The sequence below is a fragment of the Streptomyces sp. NPDC013455 genome (assembly GCF_040632975.1).
Taxonomy (GTDB): Bacteria; Actinomycetota; Actinomycetes; order Streptomycetales; family Streptomycetaceae; genus Streptomyces.
The window spans coordinates 1-21098 of sequence record NZ_JBEYCX010000004.1; the positions used below are offsets into that span (position 1 = coordinate 1).

Annotated in this window: 17 protein-coding genes; 11 read left to right on the forward strand and 6 right to left on the reverse strand. The window is 73.2% G+C overall.

Annotated features, from left to right (window positions below):
* Positions 1 to 128: 128 nt before the first annotated feature.
* The gene (gene katG, locus ABZ576_RS08720; protein ID WP_360737656.1) at positions 129 to 2354 is read right to left on the reverse strand and encodes a catalase/peroxidase HPI; all 2226 of its coding nucleotides are present in this window, start codon (positions 2352 to 2354) and stop codon (positions 129 to 131) included.
* A gap of 33 nt (positions 2355 to 2387) precedes the next feature.
* Positions 2388 to 2825, reverse strand: coding sequence for a Fur family transcriptional regulator (locus tag ABZ576_RS08725; protein WP_360737658.1), 438 nt, complete (start codon positions 2823 to 2825; stop codon positions 2388 to 2390).
* Positions 2826 to 3078: 253 nt separating this feature from the next.
* On the opposite strand from ABZ576_RS08725, the gene ABZ576_RS08730 reads away from it, so the two are divergent.
* The 9 genes from ABZ576_RS08730 (at position 3079) to ABZ576_RS08770 (ending at position 11339) form a co-directional block, all read left to right on the forward strand.
* A complete protein-coding gene (locus ABZ576_RS08730) occupies positions 3079 to 3954 on the forward strand; it encodes a hypothetical protein (protein WP_360737660.1) in 876 nt (291 codons plus the stop codon).
* A 94-nt stretch (positions 3955 to 4048) separates the two neighbouring features.
* Complete coding sequence (locus ABZ576_RS08735; RefSeq protein ID WP_360737662.1) at positions 4049 to 4219, forward strand: hypothetical protein; 171 nt, start codon at positions 4049 to 4051, stop codon at positions 4217 to 4219.
* 115 nt (positions 4220 to 4334) lie between these two features.
* On the forward strand, positions 4335 to 4508 hold the full coding sequence (locus ABZ576_RS08740; RefSeq protein ID WP_360737664.1) for a hypothetical protein: 174 nt from the start codon (positions 4335 to 4337) through the stop codon (positions 4506 to 4508).
* Positions 4509 to 4915: 407 nt separating this feature from the next.
* Positions 4916 to 6067 (forward strand): acyltransferase, encoded by a 1152-nt coding sequence (locus ABZ576_RS08745; RefSeq protein WP_360737667.1) that lies wholly within the window; start codon positions 4916 to 4918, stop codon positions 6065 to 6067.
* Positions 6068 to 6916: 849 nt separating this feature from the next.
* Complete coding sequence (locus ABZ576_RS08750) at positions 6917 to 7810, forward strand: STAS domain-containing protein (RefSeq protein ID WP_360737670.1); 894 nt, start codon at positions 6917 to 6919, stop codon at positions 7808 to 7810.
* On the forward strand, positions 7807 to 8184 hold the full coding sequence (locus ABZ576_RS08755; protein ID WP_360737672.1) for an STAS domain-containing protein: 378 nt from the start codon (positions 7807 to 7809) through the stop codon (positions 8182 to 8184). The genes ABZ576_RS08750 and ABZ576_RS08755 overlap by 4 nt, the downstream gene beginning before the upstream one ends.
* A complete protein-coding gene (locus tag ABZ576_RS08760; RefSeq protein ID WP_360737674.1) occupies positions 8184 to 8630 on the forward strand; it encodes an anti-sigma regulatory factor in 447 nt (148 codons plus the stop codon). The genes ABZ576_RS08755 and ABZ576_RS08760 overlap by 1 nt, the downstream gene beginning before the upstream one ends.
* The gene (locus ABZ576_RS08765) at positions 8627 to 9688 is read left to right on the forward strand and encodes an ATP-binding SpoIIE family protein phosphatase (RefSeq protein WP_360737677.1); all 1062 of its coding nucleotides are present in this window, start codon (positions 8627 to 8629) and stop codon (positions 9686 to 9688) included. The genes ABZ576_RS08760 and ABZ576_RS08765 overlap by 4 nt, the downstream gene beginning before the upstream one ends.
* Positions 9672 to 11339 (forward strand): SpoIIE family protein phosphatase, encoded by a 1668-nt coding sequence (locus tag ABZ576_RS08770; protein ID WP_360737679.1) that lies wholly within the window; start codon positions 9672 to 9674, stop codon positions 11337 to 11339. Before ABZ576_RS08765 ends, ABZ576_RS08770 begins: the two co-directional genes overlap by 17 nt.
* A gap of 181 nt (positions 11340 to 11520) precedes the next feature.
* On the opposite strand, the gene ABZ576_RS08775 is transcribed toward ABZ576_RS08770, so the two are convergent.
* Positions 11521 to 13800: a catalase gene (locus ABZ576_RS08775; RefSeq protein ID WP_360737682.1), complete on the reverse strand. Its 2280-nt coding sequence runs from the start codon at positions 13798 to 13800 to the stop codon at positions 11521 to 11523.
* 417 nt (positions 13801 to 14217) lie between these two features.
* Positions 14218 to 15681 (reverse strand): ornithine decarboxylase, encoded by a 1464-nt coding sequence (locus ABZ576_RS08780; protein WP_360737685.1) that lies wholly within the window; start codon positions 15679 to 15681, stop codon positions 14218 to 14220.
* Positions 15682 to 15824: 143 nt separating this feature from the next.
* Between ABZ576_RS08780 and ABZ576_RS08785 the strand changes: the two genes are divergently transcribed.
* A complete protein-coding gene (locus tag ABZ576_RS08785; protein ID WP_360737688.1) occupies positions 15825 to 16991 on the forward strand; it encodes an amidohydrolase in 1167 nt (388 codons plus the stop codon).
* Positions 16992 to 17003: 12 nt separating this feature from the next.
* Here the strand turns inward: ABZ576_RS08785 and ABZ576_RS08790 are convergent, their stop codons facing one another.
* The gene (locus ABZ576_RS08790; RefSeq protein WP_360737691.1) at positions 17004 to 17345 is read right to left on the reverse strand and encodes an ANTAR domain-containing protein; all 342 of its coding nucleotides are present in this window, start codon (positions 17343 to 17345) and stop codon (positions 17004 to 17006) included.
* A gap of 133 nt (positions 17346 to 17478) precedes the next feature.
* Between ABZ576_RS08790 and ABZ576_RS08795 the strand changes: the two genes are divergently transcribed.
* On the forward strand, positions 17479 to 18429 hold the full coding sequence (locus ABZ576_RS08795; RefSeq protein WP_360737693.1) for a helix-turn-helix transcriptional regulator: 951 nt from the start codon (positions 17479 to 17481) through the stop codon (positions 18427 to 18429).
* Between the two features lie 46 nt (positions 18430 to 18475).
* On the opposite strand, the gene ABZ576_RS08800 is transcribed toward ABZ576_RS08795, so the two are convergent.
* Positions 18476 to 21016: a discoidin domain-containing protein gene (locus tag ABZ576_RS08800; RefSeq protein ID WP_360737695.1), complete on the reverse strand. Its 2541-nt coding sequence runs from the start codon at positions 21014 to 21016 to the stop codon at positions 18476 to 18478.
* Positions 21017 to 21098: the final 82 nt, after the last annotated feature.

The following is a 21098-nucleotide window of genomic DNA, read 5'->3' on the forward strand; positions in this document are numbered from 1 at the left end:
CGCCCGGGCGCCGGAGTGGGCGTCGGAGACGGTCTCGTAGCCGAAGTCGTTGTCCCCCCAGCCCGACTTCTCCCAGCAGTACGGCATGTCGCCGGCCCGGACGTCCGGTGCCTGTCAGTTCAGGCGGATCAGGCGAGGTCGAACCGGTCCAGGTTCATGACCTTGTCGAACGCGGCGACGAAGTCCTGGACGAACTTCTCCTTCGCGTCGTCGCCGGCGTACACCTCGGCGAGCGCGCGCAGCTCGGAGTTGGAGCCGAAGACGAGGTCGGCGCGGCTGCCGGCCCACTTCACCTCGCCGGTGGCGGCGTCGCGGCCCTCGAACGTGGTCTGGTCCTCGGAGGTCGCCTTCCACGTCGTGCCCAGGTCGAGCAGGTTGACGAAGAAGTCGTTGGTGAGGACGCCGGGCGTGTCGGTGAACACGCCGAGCTGCGACTGCCGGTGGCCCACGCCCAGGACGCGCAGACCGCCGACGAGCACCGTCATCTCGGGGGCGCTGAGGTTCAGCAGGTTCGCCTTGTCGAGCAGCAGGTACTCGGCCGGCAGGCGGTTGCCCTTGCCGAGGTAGTTGCGGAAGCCGTCCGCGGTCGGCTCGAGCGCCTCGAAGGACTCGGCGTCGGTGTGCTCCTCGGTGGCGTCGACCCGGCCCGGGGTGAAGGGCACCTGGACCTGGAAGCCGCCTTCCTTGGCCGCCTTCTCCACGCCGGCGACACCGCCGAGGACGATGAGGTCGGCCAGGGAAACCTTCTTGGCGCCGGAGGAGGCGTTGAAGTCCTGCTGGATGCCCTCCAGGGTGCGCAGCACCTGGGCCAGCTCGTCGGGCTCGTTGACCTCCCAGCCGCGCTGCGGGGCCAGGCGGATGCGGGCGCCGTTGGCGCCGCCGCGCTTGTCGCTGCCGCGGAACGTCGACGCGGACGCCCAGGCGGTGGTGACCAGCTGGGACACGGACAGGCCCGAGTCGAGCAGCTTGGTCTTCAGGGTGGCGATGTCGGCGTCGTCGATCAGCTCGCCCTCGCGCTCCGGCAGCGGGTCCTGCCACAGCAGCGTCTCCTGCGGGACCTCCGGGCCGAGGTACAGCGACTTCGGGCCCATGTCACGGTGGGTCAGCTTGTACCAGGCGCGGGCGAAGGCGTCCGCGAACTCCTGCGGGTTCTCGTAGAACCGGCGGGAGATCGGCTCGTAGATCGGGTCGAAGCGCAGCGACAGGTCGGTGGTGAGCATCCGCGGACGGTGCTTCTTCTCCGGGTCGTGCGCGTCCGGGATGATCTCCGGGGCGTTCTTGGCCACCCACTGGTGGGCGCCGGCCGGGCTCTGCTCCAGCTCGTACTCGTACTCGAAGAGGTTCTTGAAGAACCCGTTGCTCCACTGGGTCGGCGTGGTGGTCCAGGTGACCTCCAGGCCGGAGGTGATGGCGTCCCCGCCCTTGCCGGTGCCGTAGGTGCTCCTCCAGCCCAGGCCCTGCTCCTCCATCGACGCGGCCTCGGGGTCGGCGCCCACGTGGTCGGCCGGGCCAGCGCCGTGGGTCTTGCCGAAGGTGTGGCCACCGGCGATGAGGGCGACGGTCTCCTCGTCGTTCATCGCCATGCGGCGGAACGTCTCGCGGATGTCGCGGGCCGCGGCGATCGGGTCCGGATTGCCGTTCGGGCCCTCGGGGTTGACGTAGATCAGGCCCATCTGGACGGCGCCGAGCGGGTTCTCCAGCTCGCGGTCGCCGGTGTAGCGCCGGTCGTCGAGCCAGGTGGTCTCGGGACCCCAGTAGACGTCCTCCTCGGCCTCCCAGACGTCCTCGCGGCCGCCGCCGAAGCCGAAGGTCTGGAAGCCCATCTGCTCCAGCGCGACGTTGCCCGTGAGGATGAGGAGGTCGGCCCAGGAGATGGACTGGCCGTACTTCTTCTTCACCGGCCACAGCAGACGGCGGGCCTTGTCCAGGTTGCCGTTGTCGGGCCAGCTGTTGAGGGGCGCGAAGCGCTGCTGCCCGGCGCCGGCGCCGCCGCGGCCGTCGCTGATGCGGTAGGTGCCCGCGCTGTGCCAGGCCATACGGATCATCAGCGGGCCGTAGTGGCCGAAGTCGGCGGGCCACCAGTCCTGGGAAGTGGTGAGCACCTCGGCGATGTCCCGTTTGACGGCGGCGAGGTCGAGGTTCCTGAACGCCTCGGCGTAGTCGAAGTCCTCACCGAGCGGGTTGGCCACGGCGGGGTTCTTGGCAAGGATCTTCAGATTGAGCCGCTCCGGCCACCACTGGCGGTTGCCGCCACCTTGCGTCGGGTGCAGGGCCCGGTCGTGTGCGACGGGGCAACCACCGCTCCCTCCCTCCGACTTCGCGTCAGTGACGATCGCGTCGTGGTTCTCAGTCATGGCAATCCTTCCGAACTCAGCGGAACTCGGTGCTCAGGAACTGCGGCCGGTGGAACAGTCGGGGCACAGGCCCCAGTAGACGACCTCGGCCTCGTCGATGGCGAAGCCGTGGTCGTCGGCGGCGGTCAGGCAGGGCGCGTCGCCGACGGCACAGTCGACGTCGGCGACGGCACCGCACGACCGGCACACGATGTGGTGGTGGTTGTCGCCGACGCGCCCCTCGAACCGGGCCGGGTGGCCGGCCGGCTCGATCCGGCGCACGAGGCCCGCCGCGGTCAGCGCGTGCAGGGCCTCGTAGACGGCCTGCACGGAGATGTGGCCTACGCGATCGCGGACCCGGGAGGCGATCGCCTCGACGCCGAGGTGGTCGCCCGCCCGGACGGTCTCCAGCAGCGCGACACGGGCTGCCGTCACGCGGAGGCCGGCACCGCGGAGTTCATCGGCGGTGGTCGGGGTCGGGGACGCGGTCATGGCGCCGAACCTACCGCCATAAACACGAATCGTTCAAGAAAACGAACGATGCAATTCTGGCCTTGTTGCGTCACCCTCCGGCCACCTCCGCGTCATTACCCGGGCCGGCGGAGCGCCCACTCCCCCGACGTCCGCCGCCGACATGCCTGTGGGGAGATGGGCGGAGGTGGCTGCGCGGTACGTCACGGGCGCTGAACCCGTCCCGGTGAGACACTCGGACCACACCCCGAGGTGGCCGTCGAGAGGGGCGCTGGTGGATCTGGAGGCCGTCGCCGACGAGTTGTACGGGCTGCGGCCGGAGGAGTTCGTCGCCGCCCGTGACCGCCGCGCCCTGGAGGCCCGCAAGGCCGGTGAGCAGGCCCTCGCCAAGGAGATCGGCGCGTTGCGGCGGCCGAGCCTGGCCGCCTGGGTCAGCAATCTGCTGGTGCGCGGGCAGCCGGAGGAGGTCGAGCCGCTGCTCGGCCTCGGCGAGGAACTGCGCCGGGCGCACCGCGAGCTGGACGGCACCGAGCTGCGCAAGCTGGCCCGCCGCCAGAACGAGGTGATCGGCGCCCTGGGCCGCCAGGCCCGCCGGCTGGCCGCGCAGGCCGGGCATCCCGTGGGCGAGGGCGTCCAGCGCGAGGTCGAACAGACCCTGCACGCCGCGCTGGCGGACCCGGACGCCGCCCGCCGGTGGGCCGAGGGCCGGCTGGTGAAACCGCTCGGCGCACCGGCCGGCTTCCCGGTGACCGACGAGGCCGTGCTCGACCGCCGCCCCGCCGCTCCGGCCGCACGGCCGGAGAAGCCCGCGCGGGGCAGGGACCGCGCGGCGGACGCGGAGCGTGAGCGACGCCTGGCCCAGGCGCGGGCCGAGGCCCGCGCGGCCGAGCGGGAGCTGCGCGCCCGGGAGGCCGAGGCCGACGAGGCGGGGCGCGCCGCGCAGGAGGCGGGCGCCCGGGTGGCCGGGGCCGAGCAGGAGGTCCGTGAGCTGAGGGAGCGACTACGGGCCGCCGAGGAGGAGCAGCGGCGGGCCCGGGCCGTCGAGCAGGACGCCCGGGACCGCGCGCGGCAGGCCGAAGGGGCCGCCCGGGAGGCCCGGCGCCGGGCCGGGGCGGCCACCGCCCGAGCGGAGGGCCCGGCCGCCGTGTAGGGGATGTCTCGTCGATCAGGCCCGGATCAGCGCGCGGTGCCAGGCGCCGGGCGCCGGGGATGATCGGCGAGACACCCCTGGGGCCCCGCCGCTCGTGGCACGGGTCGTGCTCACCGACCAGGCGTCCATCCGCTGCTTCGGGCCGATGGCACAGCTGCTCGGTCTCAAGCACGTGGCGCTTCCTCATGTCGTCGTCCGGCCGACACGGCTCGGCAAGCCCTGGCGTCACGACGCCGAGCAGTCCCGGAGCGTCCGCGAGCGCTGACACGCGAGCCCCATGTGGGGGCCGCGGCCACGCGGCCGGTCCCCAACTGGTCGACCACCACCAGCAGGCCACCGAGCCCCATGGCCCGTACGGACACGCCGTCATCACCGCGGCCATGGACGCCCGCCGCCTCGGCCACACCTCCCCTGCCGCGGCACTCCTCGAAGCCGCCGCTCCCGGCTACCTGACCGAACGACAACGCGCCGACGCCGACCCGGACACCTGTTCCGCCCACGCCCTCACCCGTGGAGGCCCTGTCGGAGCCGGCACGACGGCGTGGGCGAACTGACGGCATGTCAGTCGTAGACCGAGTACGACGGTTCGGACTGGAGGCCGACGGCTCACCAGCCTCGCCGTGGTAACGGTGCTCGCCCCTCGGCAGCCGCTCGGCCCTCGGCGGGCTTCGGCCGCGTGCCGCCGGGTTCGCGCGGGCGGGGACGGCCGGTCCCCGCGGGGGCGGCGCGGAGGCGGCGCGGAGGCAGCGCGGGAACCGCGTGGAATCCGCGTGGGGTGTGCGTGCCGCCGCCCTCGGTGTCGTCACTCGTGTGGGCGCACCCCGTCCCGCCGTCCGTGGCATACGGGACGGTCCGTCGTTCGGCAGCAGTGTGACGTTCGGCATGCGACGTGATGGACCGGGGGTGGGCGGGCAACGTTCCCCTTCATGCTCCACGCGATCCTCCTGCGGCAGGTGATGTGATGACCACGGCGACGACCCGGGCGCTCCGGACGCCGCCCGCCCGGACCGGAGCGGCGGCCGCCGGGCCGCCCCCGTCGGCCTCCCCGCCCTCGCTGCCGTCGCTCACCGGGCTGCGCTGGATGGCGGCGCTGCTGGTGTTCGGACTGCATGTGCACAACTTCGGCTACTTCGGTGGCACCGGTGGCCGTCTCATGTCCTGGGGCTTCGGCGCCGGGGCCACCGGCGTGTCGTTCTTCTTCGTGCTCTCGGGATTCGTGCTCACCTGGTCGGCGCGGCCCCGCGACCGCGCGCTCGCCTTCTGGCGGCGGCGCCTGGCCCGGATCTACCCGGTGCACCTGGCCACCCTCGCGGTGGCGCTGGTCATGGCGTACACCCTCACCCGCCAGGCACCGCCGACGCCGAAGCAGGCCCTGGCGAACGTGCTGCTGCTGCACTCCTGGTGGCACCCGTGGTGGCAGACGCTCAACCCGGTGAGCTGGTCGCTGGCCTGCGAGGCGTTCTTCTACGCCGCCTTCCCCGCTCTGATCCTGCTGCTGCGCCGGCTCGGCGCGGGCGGCTCGACCGCGCTCGGCGCTCTGTCGGCGGCGTCGGTCCTGGTGCTGGCCTGGGCGGACGCCCACCACTGGTGGACCCAGTCGGTCTACTCGTTCCCGGCCGCGCGGCTGCCGGAGTTCGTGCTCGGCGCGGTGACCGCGCGGCTGGTGGTGCTCGGCCGCTGGCGCGGGCCAGGCCTGGAGGTGTCGCTGGCCCTGGCGATCATCGGCTACTTCCTGGTTCCCCAGGTCACACCCGGCTACTCCGCCACCGTCTGCACCATCGTCGGGTTCGCCCTGCTCATCCCCGCCGCGGCGGTCGCGGACCTGCACGGGCTGCCGTCGGTGTGGCGGCGCCGGCGGATGGTGCGGCTCGGGGAGCTGTCGTTCGCGTTCTACATGGTCCATCTGCTGGTGCTGCGCGCCGCGACGACCCTGCTGGGGACGAAGCCGCACTTCGGTGTCCTGGCGGGGCTGGCCGTCACCGCGGCCCTGTTCGCCGTGTCGCTCGCCCTGTCCTGGGTGCTGTACGAGGGGGTGGAGCGGCCGGCGCGGCGCCTGCTGCTGCGCCGCGGGCGACGGCCGGCGGAGGGACGGCCGGCGGGGGACGGAGGCTGACCGCCGGGCGGTCCGGCCCGTCCCGCCCGCCGGGCGGACGGACGGACGGGCAGGCAGGCAGGCAGGCAGTCAAGCGGGCCGGCGCACAGGGGCGACGGGAGGAAAGCGCGGCCGGTCGCACGCGCATCGGAAGCGGGTGAGCCGGGCACAGCCGGGCGCGGGCGCACCCAGAACGGGAGCCGGGCACAGCCGGTCACGGGCGCGCCTAGAACCGGTGAGCCGGGCGCCGGCCGGGCGCGGACGTGCCGAAAACGGATGAGCCGGGCGCGTCGGTCGCACGCGCGGGTGACATCGGCAACAGCGAGGAGAGTCCACCGGGTTTCGGGGTAGGCGGCTCCCGAAACCGGCCCGGCGGCGCACTGCCGGCGGGCCGGCAGCACCGGAACGCACCAAGGGAGCCGAGTCGACGTGCGCGGGAACCACACCGGGTCAAGCCGACGACCGGCAGCCGATCCGCCCCCCTCCCCTGTCCACCACCGATCCGCACCGCGGCGGCCCTCCGCACGTGCCGGCCTCCGTGACCGGCCCCGGGCCGCCCGGACCGCGACGATTGTCCGGCGGGCCCGGCCGCCCGCCCCGTACCGTGAGGGCGCACCCCGCGCCCCGGGGCGCGCCCCCGCTCCCCCCGCCCCGGTCCGTCACCGGTGAGGACACCGGGCTCCGGCATCCCGCCGGACGGCCCGTCGGACCTGGTCGCCCCCGGACCGCCCGGTAGGCCGTGGCCGTGGGTGGCCCAGGCGGGGACGGGGGTTTGGCCGGGCCGGAGATCGAAAGTTACGGTGGGCGGTCGGTATAGAGCGGCTTTTGGGAGCCGGACGGCCGGCGGACCCGGCTGTGCGAGAGGAGTGGATGAGAGTGCCCGAGCAGGACGCAACGGCGTCGGCACCGCAAGTGGTGAGTTCCTTCCTGGAACAGCGCAAGGAGCAGATCGCCCAGCGCTGGGCCGACGCCCCCCTGTTCCGCTCGATGTTCACCGTCTCCCGCGACGAGGCGGTCGAGGCATGCAAGGCCCTGGTGGAATCGCTGTCCGAAGTGGCCGTCAGCGGGCGGCTGGAGGACATCGCAGCGCCCGGCTTCGGCAGCGTGCGCGAACAGCTGGGACGCATGTCCGGCATCCGGGCCCGGTCCGGCTCCAGCCCGGCCCGGATCGCCGACGAGGTGGCCGGACTGCGCGCCCCCGTGGTGGAGTTGCTGCGCGAGGAGTTCGCCGACCCGACCACCCCGCAGGCCCAGGAGAGCGTGCTGGCGCTGACCCTGCTCCTGGGCACGCTGCGCCTGGTGGTGATGGAGACGGCGCTGGACGCGAACGCGGCGCTGATCGAGCGGCAGCGCCAGCAGCTCCTCGAAGTGGCCACCCCGGTCATCAAGTTGTGGGAGGGGACCGTCGCCGTCCCGCTGATCGGAACGCTGGACAGCGCGCGCAGCCAGGTCGTGATGGAGTCGCTGCTGGAGGCCATCGTCGACCAGCGTGCCCGGTACGCCATCCTGGACATCACCGGGGTGCCGACGGTCGACTCGCTCGTCGCCCAGCACCTGATGAAGACGGTGGCCGCCGCGCGCCTGATGGGTGCCGAGTGCATCGTCTCCGGCATCCGCCCGGCCATCGCGCAGACCATCGTGCAGCTCGGCATCGACCTGGGTTCGGTGCTCACCCGTGCCTCGCTGTCCGACGCGCTGGCCTACGCACTGGGCAAGCAGGGCATCGAGGTGTCCCGCGCGGACGCGGGTGCGAGCGCCCGGTGAACCAGCCCACTCCCGGTCAGCCGCAGGTCCCGGTGCTCGCCCTGGGCGACGTTCTGCTGGTCTCGCTCCAGGGGGAGCTGCACGACGGCATGGCCGAACAGCTCCAGCACGACATCACCAGCCGCATCGCCACCAGCCGGGTGACCGGTGTGGTGATCGACATCTCCGGGGTGGACATAGTCGACTCCTTCCTCGGCCGGGTGCTCGCGGAGATCGCCTCCACGGCCCGGCTGCTGGCGGCCCGTACGGTCCTGGCCGGGATGCGCCCCGCCGTGGCGATCACCCTGGTCGAACTGGGTCTGACCCTGCACGGCCTGGTCACGGCGCTGGACGTGGACCGCGCCATGGAACTGCTGTCACAGGAGGGGAGCTGATGCGGCCATCCGGCCAGGCGTCCGCGACGAGCCTGCCCATCGGCTCGGACGCGGATCTGGCCTGGGTCCGGCAGCAGGTGCGGCAGTACGCGGCACAGCTGGGCTTCGGTCTGGTCCAGCAGACCAAGCTGGTCACGGCGGCGAGCGAGCTGGCCCGCAACACGCTGGTGCACGGCGGCGGCGGGCGGGCGGAGATCACGTGCCTGGACAACGGCCGCAGCCGGGGGCTGCGGATGTGCTTCGTCGACAGCGGTCCCGGCATCCGCGACCTGGAGCTGGCCATGACCGACGGATACACCTCCGGCGGCGGCCTCGGGCTCGGCCTGAGCGGCGCCAAGCGGCTGGTGCACGAGTTCCACGTGGACACCGAACCGGGCCGGGGCACGACCGTCACGGCCGTCGCCTGGGTCACCCAGGTGCCCTCGTCCCGCCCGGGGGTGGGATGAGCCGGGTGTGGGAGGTCCCGGTGCACGACTCCACGCGGGTCCGGGACGCTCGGATCGCGGCGCGGGAGGCGTGCGGACACGCGGGCCTCGACGCCGCGCGCACCGCGGCCGCGGAGCTGGTCGCCACCGAGCTGGCCACCAACCTGCTCAAGCACGCGGGCGGTGGACTCATGGTGGTGAACGTCGTGCTGCCTCCGACGGGCGGGCCGGGCACGTCGGTGCAGCTGTTCTCGCTGGACCACGGGCCGGGCATCGCCGACGTCGACGCCGCGCTGCGCGACGGGCACTCCACGGCCGCCGGCTCGCTCGGCGCGGGCCTGGGCAGCTGTGCGCGCAGCGCGAGCGCCTTCCGGCTGTACAGCGTGCCGGGACGGGGGACGGTCGCGACGGCCCGGTTCGACCTGGAGTCCGCGGTGCGCGAAACGGCCGGGGCACAGGTGCCGGCGGGCGGGATCACGGTCGCGCTGGCCCAGGCGGAGCAGTGCGGCGACGCCTGGAGCTGGGTCCGCTCCGGGAACCTGGTGACCCTGCTGCTCGCCGACGGCCTCGGGCACGGTGCCAAGGCCGCGCACGCGTCCACCGCGGCGGTGGCCGAGCTGCGCCGGGTCGCGCACCTGCCGCCCCCGGAGATCCTGCGCCGGCTGCACACCGCGCTGCGGCCCACCCGGGGGGCGGCGGTCACGGTCGCCCAGGTGGACACGGAACGGGCGGAGCTCAGCTTCGCCGGAGTCGGCAACGTCGGCGCCCGGATGCGTACCGGGGAGTCCTGGACGTCCCTGGTCTCCCACCCCGGGATCGTCGGCGCGTACTTCCCGGCGCAGGTCCCCGTGCGCCGGGTGCCCTGGCGTCGGGACAGTCTGCTCGTCCTGCACAGTGACGGGCTGCCCAGCCGCTGGAGGCCGCCGGAGGACCTCCGGCTGCTCGCCCAGGAACCGTCGGTGGTGGCGGCGGCGATCCTCCGTGACGCGAACAGCCCCGCCCGCCCCGTACGCGACGACACCAGTGTGGCCGTACTGGCCCCCGACCTCCCGACCAGCGCCCATGACAGCCGACTCTGAGAACTGGACCATCGCCTCGGCCGCCGACGCGGCCCGCGCCCGTGCCCTGCTGGCGCGGCTCACCGCGGACGCCGGCGTGCCCGCGCTGGACCGCGCACGTTTCCTGACCGCGCTCGGCGCCCGGCTGCGCGGCGGCCTGGCGGCGGGGGGCACCGATCTCGCCGTGACCGCCGGTGCGGGCGGCGAGCTCCGCGTCGAGCTGGGCGGGCCGGAGCCCTGGCAGCACACGCTCGTCTGCCCCTCTCCCGCGTCCGTCCCGCCGGCCGGCGCGGACGGCGTCCCGCTGGCCGAGGCACTGCTGGACGCCGACCGGGACGCCGCCGTGCTGCTGGCGAGTCTCACGGAGACGGAGGAGCTCCTCCGTTTCCACCGCGAGGAGCTGCACCAGACCAACCAGGGCGTGCTGGCCCTGCACGCGGAGCTGGAGGCGGCGGCGCTGGCGCAGCGCGAACTCCTCGACGCCGAGCGGGCGGCCCGCGCGGAGGCGGAGAACGCCCGCCGCCTGCTCACCTTCCTGGCCGACGCGAGCGCGGCCCTCAACGCCTCGCTGGACCACGAGGACATCCTGCGCCGGCTGCCCCGGCTGCTGGTCCCGGAGTACGCCCGGCACGTCGACGTGTGGCTGGTGGACGAGGAGCAGACCCCGCCGGGCGAGCGGGCGGCGGCCGCGGTGACGGCGGCCCGCACCGGCCGCCCCCAGCACGCGGGACCGCACCCGGCCGGACTGCCGGGCGTGGACGACCTGCCGGCCTCCGCGCTCTTCCCCGACCGGCCACTGCTGTGCCTGCCGCTCGGCGCGCGGACCGTGCGGGGTGTGCTGACGCTGGCCGCGCCCGGCGACCGCTTCGCCCCGGACACCACCGTGATGCTGCTCGAACTGGCGCGCCGGGCGGGCATCGCACTGGACAACGCCCGCCGGTACGAGCAGCACCGGGACGTCGCCGAAGAGCTCCAGCGGGCCCAGCTGACCGAGCTGCCCGCCACGCCGGGCCTGGCGCTGGCCGCCCGCTATCTGCCGGCGACGCACGGGCTGAACATCGGCGGCGACTGGTACGACGCCTTCTCGCAGCCGGACGGCAGTGTGCTCGCGGTGATAGGGGACGTCACCGGCCACGGGCTGCGCGCGGCGGTGATCATGGGCCAGTTGCGCACCGCGCTGCGCGCCTACGCCGTGGAGGGCAACGGCCCGGCGCGGATCCTCACCCTGCTGCACCGGATGCTCCGCCACCAGCAGCCGGAGCTGTACGCGACCTGCGCGATCGCCCGGTTCACGCCGGGAGAGCCGGATGTGGTGTGGGCCGCAGCCGGGCATCCGCCGGCCATCGCGCGCGGTCCCGGGGGCGAGGTGCGGGTGCTGGACGCCAAGCCGGGCATCATGCTGGGGGTTCCGGTGCCGTACGAGTACGAGGAGCACGCCCTGGAGTTGCCGGCCGGGTCCACTCTCGCCCTGTACACGGACGGCCTGGTGGAGCGGCGGTCCGCCGGTATCGACGCGGGCATCGACCGGCTCGCCCGGGCCATGGGGACGCTGCACGCGGCGGATCTGTCGGATCTCGACGCGGCGGCCGACGCGCTTCTCAAGCCGATGCTGCACGACTCCGAACACGACGACGACATCTGTCTGCTGCTGTGCCGGACGACGCCGGGGTGAGCGGCCGTGTGCCGGATCACGCCGGGGTGAGCGGCCGTGTGCCGGACCACGCCGGGGTGGGCGGCCGTGTGCCGGCCTCCGAGGCGGGGCCGGCACACGGCGGGTGACGCCGCGGGGCGCGGGCGTGCGCACGACGGCCGGCCGGTGTTCCGTCCTGGCGTGACACCGGCCGGCCATCGGGTCAGGCGGCGGAAGGGAAGCGTTCCCAGACGCGGTGGGCGCCGAGGAACCGGCCGAGCTGCTGGAGCACGTCGGTGGCGGTGTCGCCGGCGGTCACCCCGGGCGCGTCGAGCGGGATGCCGGCCGCCTCCAGCGCGGTCTCGCCGCCCTTGGCGGCACCGATGGCCTTGCCGTGCCGGTACGCCTCCGCCAGCAGCAGGCCCACCCGCGGGTCGGGGGTGGCCCCCTGGGCGCTGGGCAGGCCCGCCTTGGCGTCACGGGCGCCGTAGGCGTCGGCACCGACGCCGGGCGTGCCGGCCACGAGCAGCGCGTCGAACTCCACGGAGCGCGCGGTGGCGTAGGTCCGCTGGACCGTGAGGGCGTCGGCGCCGTCGCCGAGGGTGCCGCCGGCCGGGGCGATGATCAGCGGGACCATGCCGCCGTCGAGCACTTCCTGCCGTACGGCCCGTACGCCGTCGAGGTCGCCGTCCGGGCCGGTGACGATGCCGATGATCCGGCCGTCGGTGGGCCAGGTCCGGCCGACCTGGGAGAGTGCGGGGCTGGGGGCGACGTCGGCCAGCGGCACGGTCGGCTCGGGAGCGGGCAGGCCGAGGCCGGCGGCGACGCCCGCGCACAGCTCCGGGTCGATGTTCGCCAGCACCTGCAGCGCCCGTTCGCGGATGGCCTGTTCGTAGCACTTGCCGAGTTCGAAGGTGTAGGCGCCGATGATGTGCTCGCGTTCCACCGGGCTCATGCTGAGCCAGAACCGGCGCGGCTGGCTGAAGTGGTCGTTGAAGGACTCCGGTGCCTCGCGGACCTTCCTGCCCTCCGGAACCGGTACCGGGGCCTCGATGTACGCGGCCGTGTCGGCCCCGGCGGTGAACGGGCAGCCGCCGTCGAGGGAGTTGGGCCGGTAGGGGGCCACGCCCCGGTGCACGGCGGTCTGGTGCATGCCGTCGCGCAGCATGTCGTTGACGGGCGCGTGCGGCCGGTTGATGGGCAGCTGCGGGAAGTTGGGGCCGCCCAGCCGGGTGATCTGGGTGTCCAGGTAGGAGAACAGCCGGCCGGCGAGCAGCGGGTCGTCGGTGATGTCGATGCCGGGGACGAGGTGGCCGACGTGGAAGGCGACCTGTTCGGTCTCGGCGAAATAGTTCGACGGGTTGCGGTCGAGGGTGAGCAGCCCGATCGGCTGCACGGGGGCCAGTTCCTCGGGGACGATGTTGGTCGGGTCCAGCAGGTCGATGCCCTCGAAGGTCTGGTCGGGGTTGTCGGGGAAGGTCTGGATGCCGAACTCCCACTGCGGGTAGGCGCCCGCCTCGATGGCGTCGGCCAGGTCGCGGCGGTGGAAGTCCGGGTCGACACCGTTGATGATCTGCGCCTCCTCCCACACCAGGGAGTGCACGCCCAGCTTCGGCTTCCAGTGGAACTTCACCAGGGTCGTCGTGCCGTCCGCGGCGACCAGGCGGAAGGTGTGGACGCCGAAGCCCTCCATCGTGCGGTACGAGCGCGGGATGCCCCGGTCGGACATGTTCCACAGGGTGTGGTGGGTGGCCTCGGTGTGCAGGGTGACGAAGTCCCAGAAGGTGTCGTGGGCGCTCTGTGCCTGCGGGATCTCCCGGTCGGGGTGCGGTTTGCCGGCGTGGATGACGTCCGGGAACTTGATCGCATCCTGGATGAAGAAGACCGGGATGTTGTTGCCGACCAGGTCGAAGACGCCCTCGCTGGTGTAGAACTTGGTCGCGAAGCCCCGGGTGTCGCGGACGGTGTCGGCGGAGCCCCGGGAGCCGAGCACGGTGGAGAAGCGTACGAAGACCGGTGTCTCGACGTCCGGGGCGAGGAACGCCGCCTTGGTCACGTTCGCCGCCGTGCCGTAGCTGCGGAAGACGCCGTGCGCCCCGGCGCCGCGGGCGTGGACCACGCGCTCGGGGATGCGCTCGTGGTCGAAGTGCATCACCTTCTCCCGCAGGTGGTGGTCCTGGAGGAGCACCGGGCCGCGGGGGCCGGCCTTGAGGGAGTGGTCGGTGTCGTGCAGCCGGGTGCCCTGGGCGTTGGTCAGACGGCTGCCGCTCTGCGCCATCCGGGCCTGGTCCGCGCCGGTGGGCTGGCCGGTCGGGGAGACGGTGGCCGGGCCGCTCTGGTCGGGCTTGGGCGGGAAGGGCTCATGGGGTTCGGTCGGCTCGGCGACCGTCGGTGACTGGGGGCCGGGCTTGCCCGGGATGCCGTCCTCCGGGCCTGCCGGCCCACCCTGCAGGGCGTCCGTCACCTTGTCCGCCGCTCGCTTCAAGGGGTTCGTCTCGCTCATCAGTGGCAATTTCCTTCGCTGGTCACGGGGGCGGGCACGGCTGAGGCGGGTGTGCGGTGCGCGGGTGGCCGTGCCGGGGCGTAGGGCCGGCAGCCGGGACGCATCGGGTACGTGCGGAAGTGGAGGGGCCGACGGCGGCCTCGTACCGAGGTCCCCGGGCCGGGGCGTCCGAAACCGGGAATCACGGGGATTTCCGGTCGGGGTGAAGTCGGGCCGTCCCGTGTCGAGTTGCCGGGGCGGCAGGCCCGCCGGACGCGCCGGTCCGGACCCGGGGGCCGTCGGCCGGGCCAAGCGGCCGCTGCCTGGACGGTGTCGGTCGGCAGGGCCGGCTTCTTGACCCGGGCAGGCGGACGACCGGCCGCCCGCACTGGCCACCCTAGGCGCTCGGGCCGGCCCGCGCAGGTCGGGAGGGGCCGGTCACGGGCGGGCCAGGACCCGCAGGGTCTCCAGGGAGGAGTCCGCCGCGTCCGGGACGAGGAAGCCGTGGGCGATACCGCTGCGCAGGTAGTCGACGACCTCTGCGGTGATCACTTCGCCCGGTGCCACGACGGGCACGCCCGGCGGGTAGGGGCTGATCGTCTCGGCGGCGATGCGGCCCACGGCCCGCTCGGCGGGCACTGTCTCGGCGGGGCCGAAGAAGGCGTCGCGGGGCAGAACGGCCTGTTCCAGTTCCAGGGCGCGGGGTTCGGGCAGCCGTACGGCGGGCTGCCGCTCGATGTCGTCGGCCCGTTCCACCAGCGAGCGCACGGACTCCAGCAGAAGTTTCTCGGTCTCCTCGTCGTCCGAGTGGGTGATGGAGGCGCTGATCCGGCAGGTGTCCGAGCCGCCCATGTCGATGTGGCAGTTGGTGCGCAGCCACTCGGTCGCCTGCATACCGCTGATCCCGAGGTCCCGTACGTCGACGACGATCTTGAGCGGGTCGAACTCCGCGGCCAGCCCCTCCTCGATGACCTCTCCGCCCATCACCTTCAGCCCCGGCAGTTCGCGCAGTCGCGCGCGGATGCGTTCGGCGCGGTGCAGGGCCGCGTCCAGCAGGCCGTGTCCCTGCTCGACCATCTGGCGCCGCCAGCCGTCGAGGGCCGCGTAGACCAGGGTGGAGGCGCTGGTGGTGCCGAGCAGGTCCTCGCGCTGTTTGAGGACGGTGGGTGAGACCCGGTCGTGCTGGAGGTGGAACACCGAGCTCTGCTCGATGGCGCCGCCCATCTTGTGCACGCTGGTGACGACCAGGTCGGCGTCCGCGTCCATGCCCCAGGTGGGCAGGCCCGGGTGGAAGGGCAGGTGGGCGCCCCAGGCCTCGTCCACGATGAGCGGCACGTCGAAGGCGTGGCAGGCGTCGGCCACACCGCGTACGTCGGCGCAGGTGCCCCAGTCGGTGGGTGTGATCAGCAGCATGCCCTTGGCGTCGGGGTGCTCGCGCAGCCGGTCGCGTACGTCGTCGGCCTCGGGCGGGTGCGCCATGTGCCGTTCGGCGTCGAACTTGGGGTGGACCCAGATCGGTTCCACGCCGTTGATGATCACGGCCGCGATGACCGACTTGTGCGCGTTGCGGGAGAGCAGCAGCTTCTCCCCCGGGCCGGCCACCGAGCACATCGCGGTCTTGACGGACAGGGAGCTGCCGCAGGTGGAGAAGAAGGCGTGCTCGGCGCCGACCGCGTCCGCCATCAGCTCCTGGGCCTGTTGCAGCACGCCCTGTGACTGGCGGCGGTCGTCCAGCCCGTTGAGGCTGAGCACGTCCGAGCGGAAGACGTCCAGCCCGAGGATCTCGGCCACCCGGGGGTCGGTGCCACGGCCCTGCTTGTGGCCGGGTGGCCCGAACACCACGTCTCCTCGCCGCCGGAACTCCTCCAGAGCTTCCAGGACGGGTACGCGCGAGTGGTCCATGGCTGTCCTCCTGAGCTGATCGGTGCCGCATCCACCGTGTTGCACCGGCCGGGCACCCCAAACCCGCGGGCCGGTGTCAGGGGCCGTTCGGGTGGAACCCGCCCCGGCGCGGGAAGACGCCCGCCGAGCCCCAGGGAGGTCCAGTGTCGCTGTACCAGCGCATCCGGGAGGAGACCGCGCGGCGCGCCGACGCCCTGTGGGCCGTGGCGTCGGCGCTGCACGCGGACCCGGAGACCGCGTTCGCCGAGCACCGGGCGGCGGCACTGCTCACCGGCGAGTTCGAGGGCGCGGGTTTCGAGGTGCGGCGGGCGGCCGCGGGGCTGCCGACCGCGTTCACCGCGCGCTCGGGCGAGGGCCGGCCGGTCGTGGCGCTGCTGCTGGAGTACGACGCGCTGCCCGGGCTCGGGCACGCCTGCGGGCACAATCTGATCGCGGCGGCCGGTCTGGGGGCGGCCCTGGTCGCGGACGCCGTGCGGGACGGCGCGCCGGGCACGGTCCTGGCGGTGGGCACGCCGGCCGAGGAGGGCGGCGGCGGCAAGGCCCTCCAGGTGGAGGCCGGGCTCTACGACGGGGTGGACGCCGCGTTGATGTTCCACCCCGGGGTGTACGACTGGGCGCGGGCGCCGCTGACCGCCCAGGAGCAGTACCGGATCGGTTTCCGGGGCCGGGCCGCGCACCCGACGGGCAACCCGACCGAGGGCATCGACGCGCTCGCCGCGCTGGTCGAGCTGTTCAACGTCCTGTCGGCACTCGGCCGGCGGCTGCCGGAGGGTTCCCACGTGCAGGGGATCGTCACGCAGGGCGGCACGGCCACGAACATCGTCCCGGAGTACGCCGAGGGCCGCTTCGGACTGCGCGCGCTGACGACCGCCGCCCTGGACGAACTGGCGGCGCAGGTGCGCACCGCCGCCGAGGGGGTGGCCCGGGCCACCGGTACGACGGTGACGGTGGACCGGGCGAGCGTGCGCTACGAGCACTTCCGCGACAGCGCGGCGCTGTCCGAGCGGTTCGCCGGGCACCTGGGCCGGTCCGGGATCACCCTGACCCCGCCCGCGCCCGGGGTCTACCTCGGCTCGTCCGACATCGGCAACGTCAGCGGCCGGGTGCCCTCGATCCACCCCTTCGTCGCGATCATGGGCGCCGACGGCTCCGACCACACGCCGGAGTTCGCCGGGGCCGCCGCCTCGGAGCGGGCCCGCCGGGTGCTCCTCGCGGTGGTGGAGGCGCTGGCCTGCACGGCGGTGGACATACTGCGGGAGGAGGGTCTGCGGGACCGGGCGTGGGAGGACCTGCGCCGGGCCCGGGTCTGACCGGGTGTCCGCTCAGCCGGGCCGGCCGCAGCGCACCTCCCGCTCGTCGCGCCGCCCGTCGCTGCCGGCGCGCACGTGTTCGACGGCGACCGGCAGCGCCTGGCGGATCACTTCGGGCAGCCGGCCGCGGGCCGGCCACTCCACCAGGCAGCGCGCCACCTCCCGCAGCTTGATGTTGGTGTGCTGGGACATGTGCTTCAGGACCGCCCAGCCCTGCTCGGAGCGCAAGCCGCCCACGGTGATGACCACGCCGATGGCCTGGTCCACCAGGGCGTGCGACATCAGGGCCTGACGCAGTTGGTCGACCTCCTCCTGGAGTTTGTTCACCCGGTCCTGCTCGTCATGTCCGATCATGCGATCACCCTGCGCAGCCCTGCCGGTCGGCGCCAGCCGTAAGACGAACGACCTCGGACGCCGCGGTACGAAAAACGAAAAACCGCTGGTGAGCCCGGGCATGAAAGGGACAGTCCGGGGCATTGGGGGGGCCATGGAATCGCTCAGCTTCGACAGCGACGACCTGGAAGTGACGGAGGATTTCCTCAGTCGGGCCTACGCCAGGATGCGTATAGCGAGTGCGACGCCCGGCTCGAACAGGGCACGGGTCCTCCGCTCCGGGATCCCCTCGGTGAGCGTGGACGAGCTGGCGCTGGACTTCGAGATGTCCTACTCGGTGACACCGCTGGGCCGTCTGTGTCTGTGTGTCGTGCACGAGGGGACCGTGCGGGACCACGGTTACCCCGGCGTCGAGGATTCCTTCGGACCGGGTGACGCGGTGCTGCTCGCCCCGCCGGACCTGCCGTACACGGGCCGGATCTGCAACGCCCGGTACAACATCACCCTGCTGGACCCTGCCCTGCTCGACCAGGTGGCCGGGGGTCCGGACGGCTCGCCGGTGCGGCTGACCGGCCACCGGCCGCGTTCGGCGGCGGCGGCGCGCCAGCTGGTGCGGGCCATCACCCATCTGCGTGACGGGGTGCTCGCCGATCCGGAGATCGCGGACGAGCCGCTGGTCGCGGCCACGGCCGCCCAGCACCTGGCGGCCAGCGTGCTGGCGGCCTTCCCCCACACGGCACGGGACGAGCGCGGCGGCGCCGGTCCGCACGACGCGCACCCGGCGGTGCTGCGCCGCGCGCTCGCCTACATCGACGACCACGCGGACCAGCCCGTCACGGTCGCCGACATCGCCGCCGCGGCCCATGTGACGGTCCGCGCGCTCCAGTACGCCTTCCGCCGGCATCTGGACACCACGCCGCTCGGCCAGCTGCGCCGGGTCCGGCTCGCGCACGCCCATCACGACCTGTTGGCCGCCGACCCCGGCAGCGGGGTGACGGTCACGCAGATCGCGGCCCGCTGGGGCTTCCACCACGCGGGCCGCTTCGCCTCCCTGTACCGCGGCACCTACCGGCGGGCCCCGCACGAGACGCTGTCCGGCGGCTGACAGGCGTCCCGTGCGGAGCGGTGTGCGGTGGCCGGGCGCGGGCGGGCTACGGGAAGGACGTCACCTTGGAGGGGATGGTGTCGGTTCCCGAGGTGGGTGCGCCGGTGTTGTTGACGACGTGCGCGTACTGGCCCTTGCCGCCGAGTGAGATCACCAGCAGGTCGTGCATCTTGATGCCCGAGGTGGTCGGGACCTGGAAGCCGTGGGCCTGGACGATCGAGGGATCGGCCGTGAAGTTGCAGTAGCTCCCCAGGCCCCACGCCTCGTGCGTGGTGACCGAGTCGGCGACCTTGTAGGCCGCGTAACCGACGATGCCGTCATGGGTGATGGCGGCGGAGTTCGGGACGTCGTACGCCTTCTCGTTCTGGAAGAAGATCGTCCGGCCGCGCTCTCCGCTCCAGTAGACGTCGTACTTGTTGAAGTGCTCCACGAACAGGCCGGTGGCCAGGACGTCGTCGCCGTTGACGCGCAGGCCGTAGTCGGCGCGGTTGGTCTCCCAGCCGACGCCGCTGCCGTGGTCGGCGCGCCAGATCCAGGTGTGGTCGATGACGACGTCGTCGCTGTCGACCACGACCGAGTTGGTGGCGAGTCCGGGGCCGGCGCCGCCGACGCGGATGAACACGTCCTGCATGGTGGTGGGGTTGGCGGAGTGGTCCGCGGTGGATCCCGGGGTGCCGATGCGCAGCAGCGCGTCGGAGTTGACCGGGCCCGCGTCGATGAGGAACCCGGCGAGCCGCACGCCGTCGACGTCGGCGACGTGCATTGCGTCGACGCCGTTGTCCGGGATCAGGGTGGCCAGGCCGAGGCCGAGGACGACCGTGTTGGGGCGGGTGACGTCGATGGTCCGGTCGAGGTGGTAGACGCCCGGGGTGAACAGGAGGTTGAGGCCCTGGGCGAGGGCGGCGTTGATGGTGGCGGCGGTCGCGCCCGGCTTGACCACGTAGAACTGGTCGAGCGGGAGGGAGGTGCCCGCGTTCGCCGGCCAGGAGACGCCCCGGGCGTTGGTGCGCTTGGCCGGCACGAACACCTTGTAGGTGGAGCCGTCCAGGTAGAGGAAGGGCTTCTCGCGGGAGACGGGGGTGGTGTCGAGGGTCGTGTAGGGGCCGCTGTCGAAGTTGGTGGCCGGGGCCCCCTGGACGCCGGTGAACGTCATGTTCCACACGCCGTTGGTCCAGCCGCCGACCGAGCTGTCGCGGGTGTACCACTGCTGCTGGGAGTACGGGCCGACGGTGCCGTCGATCTTCGAGTCGGCGATGTAGCCGCCGGAGGCCCAGCCGTAGCCGTTGGGGGCGAGGTTGAGGCCGCCCTTGACGTGGATGCGGCGGAACGGAGCGGCCTGGGCGACGGCCCAGCGGTCGGTGCCGTTGGAGGGCGTGATGGCGAGGTTCTCCGCCGAGCGCCAGAAGTTCTGGGTGGCGTTGCCGTTGAACCAGCCGGCGTCGACGGTGATGTCACCGTTGATCTGGGTGTCGTCGGGGTTCAGGCCGAGGCCGGAGACCGAGGTGTAGAAGCCGACCTGGGCGTTGATGCCGTTGTAGGTGCCCGGCTTGAGCAGGAACTGGTAGCGGCCGGTGCCGAACTGGTTCGACTCCTGCTTGGCGAAGACGTCGTCGAACTTCTGCTGGAGGTTCGGGGTGGAGGGGTCGACGACGATGACGTTCGGGCCGAGGTCCCCGCCGCCCTGGACGGGCGGGACGCCGGTGGTGCCGGTGTGCACGGCGACCTCCCACAGGGAGTAGCCGTACCCGGTGCCGCGGGCGGTGCCGTAGACGCGCACGTACCGGCCGGAGCCGCTGACGTCGTACGAGGCCGTGCCGCCGGTCGCCCCGGTGACGCTCTTCAGGGTGGTCCAGCTCTGGCCGTCGGCGGATGCCTGGAGCTGGAAGTCCTTGCCGTAGGCGGCCTCCCAGTTCAGGTCGATCCTGCACAGGTCCTGGACGGAGCCGAGGTCCACCCGGAGCCACTGCGGGTCGGCGGCCTGGCTGGACCAGCGGGTCGCGGTGTTGCCGTCGAAGGCGGCGGAGGCGGGCGTGCCGGCGTTCTCGGTGGAGGACGCGGTGGCGGTCCGGCCCTGGGCGGCGTTGGCGGTGCCGCAGCCGGCCTGGCCGCCGTCCGGGCTGCCGAACACCTTGAACTCCCAGAGGGAGTAACCCCACTGGGTGGCGCGGTGCACGCCGAGCATGCGCACGTAGCGGCCCTTCCCGGAGACGTCGAGGGTGTCGACGCCGCCGTCGGAGCCGGTGACGGACTTCAGGTCGGTCCAGGTGTTCCCGTCCGTGGATATCTGGACCTTGTAGTCCTTGCCGTAGGCGCCTTCCCAGTCGAGGACCACCTGGGTGACCGAGGCGGTGGCGCCCAGGTCGACGCGGAGCCACTGGTCGTCGGTGGCGGCCGAGGACCAGCGGGTCCCGGTGTCGCCGTCGACGGCCTGGGCGGCGGTGGTGCCACCGCTCTCCTGCGACGACGCGGTGGCCGTCTTCCCCTGGGACAGGGGGGTTTCGGCCGCGGAGGCCGTGGGATGGGTGGCGGGCAGGGCGATCAGCGCGGCCGTGGCGGCCAGCGCGACACCCAGGGATCTCAGTCTCATTGAGCGGCTCCATAGGGGGGTGGGGACGACTTCGAAGCCCCACGGCTTAGTTCATGTTTTGATTTAAGTGATGAACCAAGCG